5 protein-coding genes are annotated in these 11,057 nt (G+C 37.7%); 1 reads left to right on the forward strand and 4 read right to left on the reverse strand.

The features are described 5' to 3' along the window. Positions 1-18: 18 nt before the first annotated feature. Together MSG66_RS03625 and MSG66_RS03630 are read right to left on the reverse strand one after the other, a co-directional pair. Positions 19-1,587, reverse strand: a complete 1,569-nt coding sequence (locus MSG66_RS03625; protein WP_324652345.1) for a CoA-acylating methylmalonate-semialdehyde dehydrogenase — start codon at positions 1,585-1,587, stop codon at positions 19-21. Positions 1,588-1,695: 108 nt separating this feature from the next. Continuing rightward, a complete protein-coding gene (locus MSG66_RS03630; protein WP_324652347.1) occupies positions 1,696-3,078 on the reverse strand; it encodes an aspartate aminotransferase family protein in 1,383 nt (460 codons plus the stop codon). 96 nt (positions 3,079-3,174) lie between these two features. Between MSG66_RS03630 and MSG66_RS03635 the strand changes: the two genes are divergently transcribed. Continuing rightward, positions 3,175-4,089, forward strand: coding sequence for a LysR family transcriptional regulator (locus MSG66_RS03635; protein ID WP_324652349.1), 915 nt, complete (start codon positions 3,175-3,177; stop codon positions 4,087-4,089). A 636-nt stretch (positions 4,090-4,725) separates the two neighbouring features. Here MSG66_RS03635 and MSG66_RS03640 read toward each other — a convergent pair. Both MSG66_RS03640 and MSG66_RS03645 read right to left on the reverse strand, forming a co-directional pair. After that, the gene (locus MSG66_RS03640) at positions 4,726-5,148 is read right to left on the reverse strand and encodes a hypothetical protein (RefSeq protein WP_239969320.1); all 423 of its coding nucleotides are present in this window, start codon (positions 5,146-5,148) and stop codon (positions 4,726-4,728) included. Further along, positions 5,145-11,057 (reverse strand): DUF637 domain-containing protein (locus MSG66_RS03645; RefSeq protein ID WP_324652352.1); only part of this gene is annotated, 5,913 nt, incomplete at its 5' end. The genes MSG66_RS03645 and MSG66_RS03640, both read right to left, overlap by 4 nt.

Here is an 11,057-nt window from a genome sequence, read left to right on the forward strand (position 1 = left end):
AGTTTTCCCTTTTATTCATCAATTTAATGTAGGCATAGCAAATTGTTTAGATTCACGAAGCTGAGTTGAAGGCCAACGCTGCGTAATAGTTTTACGGCGTGTATAAAAACGCACACCATCTGGCCCATAAGCATATAAATCACCAAACAATGAACGTTTCCAACCACCAAAACTATGATATGCAACTGGTACAGGTAACGGCACATTGACCCCTACCATCCCCACTTGAATATTGTTGGTAAAATAGCGTGCGGCTTCACCATCACGAGTGTAGATACACGTTCCATTACCATATTCATGGTCATTAATCAGTTGCATTGCATCTTGCATGGTTTGGACACGAATGACCTGTAAAACAGGACCAAAGATTTCTTGCTGGTAACTGGTCATGTCTGGTGAAACTTGGTCAATTAAAGTCGGCCCAACAAAAAAACCTTTTTCATAACCTGCGGGTTTTGCATCACGACCATCCACAACAATTTTAGCACCTTGTTGCTCTGCACTTTGAATAAAAGCTTGTACTTTATCTTTATGTGCTTGCGTAATGAGCGGTCCGAAGTCATTACGCTCATCTGCATAGTGACCAAACTTCAATTGCTTCATTTCTTGTTTTAATTTTTCAATCACAACATCTGCAACTTCATCTCCAATAGCAACAGCAACGGACAGTGCCATACAACGTTCGCCAGATGAACCAAAAGCCGCGCCTAACAAAGAAGTCACCACATTATCAATATCTGCATCTGGCATAATAATGGCGTGATTTTTGGCTCCGCCTAATGCTTGACAACGCTTACCACTCGCCGTTGCAGTCCGGTATATATACTCCGCAATAGGCGTTGAACCGACAAAACTAACCGCTTGAATTTTTGGATGAAGCAATAACGCATCAACAGCGTCTTTATCACCATTTACAACATTGAAAACACCATCAGGCAATCCAGCTTGTTTTAATAGTTCAGCTAGAAATAACGCAGCCGACGGCGCTTTTTCTGAAGGCTTTAAAATAAAGCAGTTACCGCAAACAATCGCCATTGGGAACATCCACAACGGAACCATTGCTGGGAAATTAAAAGGAGTAATCCCAGCAACCACACCTAATGGTTGAAATTCACTCCATGAATCAATATCTGGCCCAACATTTTTCGAATATTCACCTTTTAAAAACTCAGGCGCGCCACAAGCATATTCAACATTTTCAATACCACGTTGTAGTTCGCCTTGAGCATCATGAGAAATTTTACCGTGCTCTTGCCCAATCAAAGCACAAATCTTTTCGGCATTTTGTTCTAATAATTGTTTGAACTTAAACATGACACGTGCACGTTTAATGACTGGCGTATCTCGCCATGCAGGAAAAGCTTGTTCGGCTACCTGAACGGCTTCATTCACTGTTTGTGCATCAGCAATTTCAACTTCTTTACTCATTTCACCCGTTGCAGGATTGTAAACTGGCTGTTTTTTTGCCGATTTAGATACAATTCTTCCTTGTATGAAATGCCCTAGCACTTTTTTGGCTTGTTCACTATGCGTACTATTTTCAGTTGAAACTTCGTCATAGCTAAAATTTTCTAGGCCATTTGTCATTGTTGTTACTCCTTACTACAATCGGTTTGCAGATCAAACTGTATTTTTCATTTAGATGTTGAAGAGCATCCATTGAATTTATAGATACCCATAAAATGTCTATATGCCTTAATTCACTTGGTGCAGTGCATCGCCCACGGCATTCATTAAGCGGTCAATATCTGCCTCAGTGCTGTTGAACATTGGGCCAAATTGAAGCGTGTCGCCGCCAAAACGCACATAGAAACCTGCTTTCCAAAGTTGCATGCCAATTTCAAAACCACGAATTGTCGCATCGCCATCACGTGGCGCTAATTGCACAGCACCAATCAGCCCGCAGTTGCGTATATCAATAATGTTTGGAGCGCCTTTTAACTCATGTAAGAGTTTTTCAAAGCTTGGAGCCAATGCAGCCGATTGATGGATTAAATTTTTCTTTTCTAAAACATCGAGTGTTGCTAAAGCAGCTGCACAAGCCACCGGATGCGCCGAATAGGTATAGCCATGGGTAAACTCGACAGCATGTTCAGGTAAGTCTTGCTGCATAAAAGCGTCATAAATTTCGTGGCTTGCAACCACGCCACCGAGTGGAATAGCGCCGTTGGTAATTTGTTTGGCAAAATTTAAAATATCTGGCGTAACATCAAAATATTCTGAAGCTGTCCATTTCCCCATCCGCCCGAATCCCGTAATGACTTCATCAAAAATCAGCAAGATATCGTGTTGATCGCAGATTTCTCTTAAGCGTTTTAAATAGCCTTGTGGCGGCACAATGCACCCAGCAGAACCTGAAACTGGTTCTACAATGACTGCGGCAATATTCGATGCGTCGTGTAACTCAATTAACTTGAGCATTTCATTGGCAAGCTCTACACCACCAGTTTCAGCACAGCCTTTAGTGAAACTTAAATCGGGCTGTAAGGTATGCGGTAAATGGTCTACATCCATGAGCTGACCAAACATTTTACGGTTACCGCCGATACCACCAAGGCTGGTTCCCGCAACGTTGACTCCATGGTAGCCACGTGCGCGCCCAATCAGCTTGGTTTTGCTTGGTTTACCTTTAATTCGCCAATAGGCACGCGCCATTTTAACCGCGGTGTCGGCTGACTCTGAACCTGAGTCAGTAAAAAACACATGCTGCAATTTTTCAGGCATGTGTTGAATAATTCGTTCAGCCAACTGAAAAGACAATGGATGACCAAATTGAAATGCTGGCGAATAATCAAGCTTTGCCAACTGGCTACTCACGGCTTGCTGAATTTCTGGAAGCGTATGTCCTGCACCACAAGTCCAAAGGCCCGACAAAGAGTCGTAGATTTCACGGCCTGCGCTATCAATCAAATACGCCCCTTTAGCGCCAACAATCATGCGTGGATCTTTATGGAAATTACGATTTGCAGAAAATGGCATCCAATGCGCTTGATAATTTAAGCTCATCTGAGCATTTGATTGAACGGTTTCCGATGCAGAATCGCCATCAGTTAATTTGTCGATATCAAACATAATCACTCTTCTTGTTTTGAGGCTATTTTTTGAGTGTACATAGCGATATAGTTTTGATAAATTCAAATTATCTTGAGTTTAGATTTAAAAAAACAAAACTAAATGAAACCCAAAAAATTAAATCAAGTCACTGATTTTGATATTAAATTACTTAAAATATTTAAAACAGTTTGTGACTGTCATAGCTTTACGTCTGCCGAAAGTATTCTTGGCATTAGCCGTTCTGCCATTAGTCTGCATATGAGTGATTTAGAAAATCGTTTGGGTATTCGACTATGCCAACGTGGCCGCGCAGGGTTTGCGTTGACAGATGAAGGGCGGGAAATTTTAGAATATATAGAAGTACTCACCGCATCTATCGAAGACTTTCGCTCTAAAGTTAATCAAATGCATAACCGTCTAAAGGGTGAATTTAATATAGGTATTATTAATAACCTTGTGACCATGCCAAGTGGCTATATTACCAATACGCTGGCACAACTTGCCGAAGAACACTCCGAAGTGATCATTAACATTAGTATGAGTACACTTTCAGATATTGAGTGCCGTGTGTTAGATAACCGTTTGCATGCGGGAGCAATTCCCCTCGTTACCCCTTTGTCTGGTCTAGATTATTTTGATTTATATAGTGAAAGTTCATTTTTGTATTGCGGTAAAAACCATCCACTGTTCAACCAATGTAGCAACCTCAATTTAGATGAGTTAAAAACCTGGCAAGCCGTACTCCCCAATTACGCCATCACTCCAGAAGCAGCAAAGTTGCACCAGCTTTTAGAGTGTAAAGCGACTGCAAGTGACCGTGAAGGAATCGCGTTTCTGATTTTAACCGGAAAGTTTTTGGGTTTTTTACCCGATCACTACGCAAAGAAATGGGTTGAAGATGGTTTCATGCAAGCTGTTTCAAAGGAAAAGATGCATTACAGTACCCCAATTTGCTTAATTACTCACAAAGGCAAAAACCACAATATTATTTTAAAAACTTTTATGGATATGCTTGAGAAGCGGATATCAATATAATTTCAATCAAAACTAAAATCCCACTATTTTAAAACCTTAGCTGCACAAGAATTATATTTTGATGAAATCAAAGGAATCTTCTAGAATGAAGTCATATTTATTATTTTGTCTTTTATCCACTACTACTTACTATCGCTAAATCAAAATCATAAAAAGGACTAGATATCCAAGCTGAGTTTTTACCTATTATATTCACTGATAAGACTGTTAGCTATGCTTTGCTCATAAGAAGCTTAAAATTATAGATAACTTATTTTATACAGGTATTGTGAAAGATTATTTTGGTATTTTCCATGCCTTTTACTATTATATATTCTTATATTTACAGATATCATGTTTGCGCTATTCTTGAGAATAAAGATATTTTATAAAAAGTAAAAAATGCTGTTTAAGCTTTGAGGCAGGGGAAACCAACTAGTTTATATAGTAAAAAGAGACTAGTTAATAGTCTCTTTTCTTACATTTACCAGAAATCTATTTTTTAACTTGAAATCATAAAAAGTAAACTCATAAAATGACAAACTAAAACTCAAAATACGGAGAATAAAAAACTAGGGCAATAAAAATTCTTATACCCATTTATATTTTTACTCTCACCGTATACTGCAAGTAATAAATTAAAAACAATTATAGAAATTATTCAGCATGCCACCATTTTAAAAAATTTCCATGCTCATCATATATTTTATGAGCTAATGAGTAAGGACAAAAAACTAAAAAATACCACCCTAAATAACTATTTTCTTCATCCATTTTCTTCATTTCTGCTTTACCAACCCATACTTCTTTAAGTAAAGCAAGCTGCTCTTCTGGTGAACCTGTTAAATGCTCTCCATCCTTTGAAGGATCTTCACTATTTAAATTATAATATAAACATTTATCCCCACTTTTCAGTAAGATTTCTAAGGCTTTAAAAAAGGCAGTATCTGGATCATACTCCAACTCCAATTCAGGATAAAATCTAATTAATTCATCATCACTAGAGTACCAAAGATATTCTAACCCCATATTTTCATGCCATTCCTGAAATATTTTTAATATTGCATTTATCTGTTTCATTGAAATTTCAGCTCCAATTTATTTACTTTCATGCCCGCAGGTTTTTGAATATCAATCGTAAAACGTGCCTGTGACTCCGTCTGTGATAAAGAAAAATTTCTCAATACTACTGTGCTACCATCTGACTGGGGTACACGAATAATGTATCCAGGTTGACCACTTAATGATGTTTTTCCTTTAATAGGTTGATACATCGGACTACTACTATTAGGTAATGTTCTAATTCCGGCTATTTCTTTGAAGGCTGTGTAAATATCTTCATTAGAAGCACCTTTATAAACCGCAGCTCCTGAAGATAAATTCGGATCAGGTTTAAAAATTTTACCATTTATAGGTAATTCTAAACTCTTCAGGTTTGATTGCTTTGCAGCTGAAAGAATTGAATTTTTTGTTGAAGATGTTCCTAGATTCTTTACAAGAATCTTTTGGTCTGTCTTTAAAATATCAACATTTTTTGCTGCTTTTAAATCCACACCGATTGCCAAATCAATTAACGCAAATGCTCTATCACCGATAGTAGATGATGGACTCACTAATGTAACAATATTATCACCAATATCGATTACACCTTGAACCCCTTCTTTTCTGAGCATTTCTAATACTTCAGAAGGCTTTAAATTAGCTCTCAATGAAGCTGGCATATCCGAAATTTTTTTCGCAACCTTATATGCTGCCTTCCCTGCTGTTGTTACTAATTTACCCAAGCTATTATTCTCAACAGCCACATTTGCACTATTTGCAGCTGTATTAACATCATAGCCAGCAAAGGCAGCGGTTGTTCCAGCAACAATTTTACTTGTATCCTTAATTTTTGTTCTTTCAGCGTCGGTTAAATCAAGGGCTGTTTTACCTTCCGGTATCATTAATTCCGCAACTATTTCACCAACACCAGCCCCAATGGCTCCTGCCTCACAACTCTGTTTTGTAGCTGCTGCCGCTGCACAACCTACGACAGCATGAGCAATCTTATGAAGTGTATATTCAAATACGTTAGGATCGACTTTTTCTAAACTCGCCCCAATCTGACTAGCCAACTCTCCTTGTAAAGCTCCACCTAAACCTGCTAGTAATGCAACCTGTAAATTATCTCCGAGATCTCCCCCTTTAATCGCAGTTTGTACTAAAGTTGATCCTACTGATGATGCAAAATTATTAGCTAATCGGTCTGGTAGAAGAGTACTATCTGGTTTTAAATTTAAAGCAGAACCAACTTGGCTCATTAAGCCAGCAGTGACTACTGATGCTGCTAAATTCTTAATAGAATCTTTACTTCCTAAATCTTTTAGTGTTTTACCAATATCTCCGCCGTTGTTAATCAATCCTACACTTGCTTGAGCTGCCAGACTGGTGATTGCTGCATTTGCCATGGCACCTAGAGCTGAGGGAACAATTGCTCCTGCTGCTGTTGTAGTAACGCCAGCAGCACCGAGCATGCTTGCGCCAAGTCCAACAGTAGTACCGCCTGCAGCAGCCCCTCCTGCTGCACCAGCTGCCGCTGCCGTACCCGAACCCATCGTAACAATTGTTACAATGATGACAATAATTGCTGCCCCAGCACCTGTTAAACCTTGTGACTTATAATCCCAATCTTTTTGAGTTAATAGAACTGTTTGCCAATCTACATCTTTTCGATTAACTAATTCTTTGAGATAAGCATTTCCTGGCTGATTTGCCAGTTTTAGAATTTCATTACGCAATTCAACTTTATTAACGTCTTTTTCACTAATTGGAACTTGTACACTTAAACCACCAGCGGCTTTAAAAGTAGGTAAAACTGGACCGTTAAAACTTGGTAATTGAGCAGTTTCAGTGATAGAGCCTTTATCCTGCATTGACTGCCAAACTACAGAATTCTTTTCTTTTTTTAATAAGTCAGTAATAGATGTTTTCGCTGCAATGAGTTCTAACTTACCACCAGCTTCAATTGATGCACCTTTTAAGTACTCAAACTCTGTTCCAACAAGTCTGGTATCAAACCCTGATTTAGTACCAATGTAGTCTGCCTTTAAAGTGGCAGGTAATTCACTAACTTGAGTACGTGTTGCATTAGTTTTAGAGGTATTGTATTTAATACCAGCAAATGATGATTTTTTTGTAATATCTACATTACTGCTAGAACTCTCTTCTACTGTGTAAAAATTAAGATTACCACCAGAGTTAATCGAAACTTTTCCACCATTAGCAGTGAAACGCCCAGAATAAATATCAATATTATTATCTGGTGTCTTAGCATCTACAGAGGGATCTAGTTTCTTCGTTTCAATCGAAATATTCTTTCCAGAAATATCAACTGATGCTGCATTAGTTTCATTGTTTTCAGAAACAGTCGTAATATATTTTTTCTTTAAACCACCCCATGATTTTTTCTTTTCAGTAGTTGTTGAGCGGTCATAACTTTGTTCAACTGCGGCATCAAATAAAATACTTTTATTTGATTCTATTTTCACATCACCATTTTTTGAAATAATACCAGTAGCTTGTAAAACCAAATTATCATCCTTAGTTTTCCCTACCGCTCTTATGTTAACTCCTTTATCTCCATTAATAATGGTAGGGATAACTAGTGTTCTCATACTATAATTTTCATCATTTTCACTGCCTTTATCATAAAAATCCTGTGAACCATCAATAATAATACTTGCTCCAAGAGTCTTAGGTTTTTTATCATTCCCTTGTACTGTACTTGTATAATTTTGAGATAATGCTCCAAGTGCTTCGATATTCACTAGTCCTTTTTTAGACATTAATTCAGAACCAGAAATAGAAATACCTTTTGATGAATTAATATCAATATCCCCTATGCTACTAACTAATTTGGAGCTAAAGTGCTCGTATCCATTTAATTTTGATAAATAATCAATTTCACTTCTAATCTCATTTTGATTATATTTATATTTAAAATAACCATTTGGGCTTAAAATATCTTCCCTGCGAGCATAATCTCCATCACCAAATGGAACAGCTATTGAAATTTGAGTAGAATATTTTGTTCCATTTAATTGCTGAGAATATATATTGGGCTCAATAATATCACTATATTTTTTCACAAAACCATCATAAAACTCATTAAAAAATTGTATATCTTTATCAGTTCCTTTTCGATAAGAAGCATCTTGCTCATAAGCAGAAGGATTAAAATGAAAAGCTATATCATACGCATTTTCAAGAATTTTAACGTCAGCAAGAAAACTTTCTGTATATTTATTATCAATACTTATTTTCTTAAATTTATTATCTATTTCCATTAAATCAACCAACAACTTATTGCTATCTGACAACTTATTATTATTGAGTTTATTTTTAATAGCACTTACCTGAACATCATCATTATTTGCTAAAATTTTAATGTTTTTTTGTGCAACCAATTCAGAACCTTGTAATTCAACCCTTGTTCCTTCTAAACTAATTCCTCCGGTTAGTGTACTAAGCTTAACAACTCGTTCAGAACCAATCCCATCTTCTCCACCATGTCCAATTAAAGTCAGATTACCGTTTTTAGATGAAAGTTCAATATCACCTACTGCCTTTAAACTATAAACTTTTGGGTCAATCGTTAAGTTAGAATTGGTTTGAATACTAAGATCACCATTTAAACTATTTAACTTTGTATCATTCTTGAGTAAATCACTTCCGACTGCATTTAAGTTCAATCCAGTCTGGCCTAAAATAAAACCACCTGCTTCTAATAAAACAGCCCCGCCCGTTAAATTTGTATTTTGTAGTACTTGGTTGCCTGTAGCCGTTACAGAGGTCACGCCCTTAGATGTTAAGTTAGTGACTTTATCAGCAATCCATTTGGTCGCTGGCGTATACTCAGCATTGCTATAAACTGTACGACCAGAGCTTACCGCAAGATGCTGGTCTGAAGTAGCATTCACACCCTGTAAAGTCAGTAAATCTTTTGCATAGAGTTCAGTATTACCTTTTGACGTTAATACGCTATCGATAATTGTGCTCATGCCTGCTCTACTATTGATCGCAAGTTTACCAACCGTAGAGCTGAGGTCTGTATTTTGGATTTTAATATCGGATTTACTATTTTCTATCGAAACAGTTTTTCCCTTTAGAACATTATTTACCGTTTTAACTTGGCCCTTATTTGCAGTAACAACTACATCACTATTAGCCTTTAGATTTATTCCATTATTACTCGAAACTAATATATCGCCCTGACTTGCATTAACTTGTACTGATTGTAAGTTAACGGTGCCATCACCAATCGAGCCAAGCGTTACGCCTTTTAAACCACTAATAACAGACTGATCAGTCGTTAATTCATCTTTATCAGCCGCAGGCATCGCCTTGCTTGTCTGGGTCGAGTTTAAATTTATATTTTTATTCGCGAGTATAGAAATCTTTCCAGCCGAAGATGTGGCCTTTAAGCTATTTGCAGTAACTCCACCAGCAAGTGCGGTTAGATTAATATCACCTTGAGCCTTGAGTGCCTGACTTAAAACAAGATCAGCAATTTCAGAACTGACATCAATATTTTTTTGTGAAGTTAATGCACTATTGAGTGCTACCTGATTGGCATGTAGTTGAATGCTGTCTTTATTGGAAATTTCTTTTGCCGTAACGGTTAAATTATTGGCTGCATCCAGCTGAACCATGCCAGTAATAAGTGGAAGTGCCTTGTCAGCATTATTCCAGACCAGATTACGTCCACTGTAGCCTTTAATGTTTTTAACTCTGGTTGCAGCATTTTCAAGTGAAAATCCAAGATTCTTTAGATTTAAATCTCCTGAACTATAGAGGTTTAAATCTTTACCTGCATAAATCGTTCCGCCTTGGAGATCAATCAGATTTTGGGTATTAGCTGAATTTGCTTGTAGATTGATTGAACCTAATGATGCCTGTATATGGTTTTCCGTAAGAGATAACTTACCGTTACTTAAAACATTTAAATCTTTGGCTGCAATCAGTTTTGCCCCTTTAGCTGCGACCAAGTCTTTTTGTACTTGTATGTTTGCTGTACCACGGTTACTTTTGAGTTCCGATCCCGCTGCAAGATTGATATTCGCTGCATCAATATAGACATCCCCACCTTGTGAGTCATCCATAATGCGGGTATCAGCCGCCAGATTGATATTACCTTTGGCATTAACGATTAAAGGTGAAGAAGCCAAGCTACCATTATTAATAATAATTTCTTTAGCATTTACATTCAGGTTATTGCCTGAATCGATATTTAACGCACTATTACTATTAATACTGCCTGATGAGTTGATATCGGCAGCTGCACCAGTACCCGTTGTCTGTATGCTCACTAATCCTTGGGTTTTACTGGTCGAACTGATTGTACCGCTGTGTTCAATTTTTCCGGCACTGGTAATCACCAGATTGTTTACTGCCTGAATAGTCCCTGCGTTCGTCACGCCTAAGCCTTTTTCAGTTCCCATCAAATAGATGTTGTTGGCATACATGCCACCCAGCGCTTTAACATCCACCGCCAAAGTCGGTGCAGTTCCCGTGCCTGTTTTAGCTGTAACATCCTGCAAATCTGCACTGACATTATTTGCCCCGGCAATGACCTGAATATCATTTTTGGCACGAAGCTCAGCGCCGAGTTCTAGTGCACGGGCATAGAGGTCAACATAGTTTGCATCGTTATTATTTCCCCCCAAGCCAAATTTAGAATTAGGATTTGCTGAGACCGTAATTTTTCCTTGGTCAACCGTAAACTGCTTGATACTGCCATCAGCATTTAACTGAGGTTTACCCGTGGTAAAAATTGCCTTATTGGCATTAATAAAGCCACCACCCTTAATGCTAATACCAGAAGGGTTGGCAATAATCACATCTGCCATTTGCCCTGCAACTTCCAAGTTCCCCTCAAAGCGTGAAGCTGCTGACGAATTTACTTCATTTAAAATAACCCGCGCTTCGCCTGTGGCTAAAAATGGGTTGGC

The sequence above is a fragment of the Acinetobacter sp. IK31 genome (assembly GCF_035615195.1).
Taxonomy (GTDB): Bacteria; Pseudomonadota; Gammaproteobacteria; order Pseudomonadales; family Moraxellaceae; genus Acinetobacter; species Acinetobacter calcoaceticus_C.

Excerpts from the sequence above, each read along its gene's own strand:
- MSG66_RS03635 (WP_324652349.1), top strand. The coding sequence starts at position 3,175 with ATGAAACCCAAAAAATTAAATCAAGTCACTGATTTTGATATTAAATTA.
- MSG66_RS03625 (WP_324652345.1), bottom strand. The coding sequence starts at position 1,587 with ATGACAAATGGCCTAGAAAATTTTAGCTATGACGAAGTTTCAACTGAA.
- MSG66_RS03640 (WP_239969320.1), bottom strand. The coding sequence starts at position 5,148 with ATGAAACAGATAAATGCAATATTAAAAATATTTCAGGAATGGCATGAA.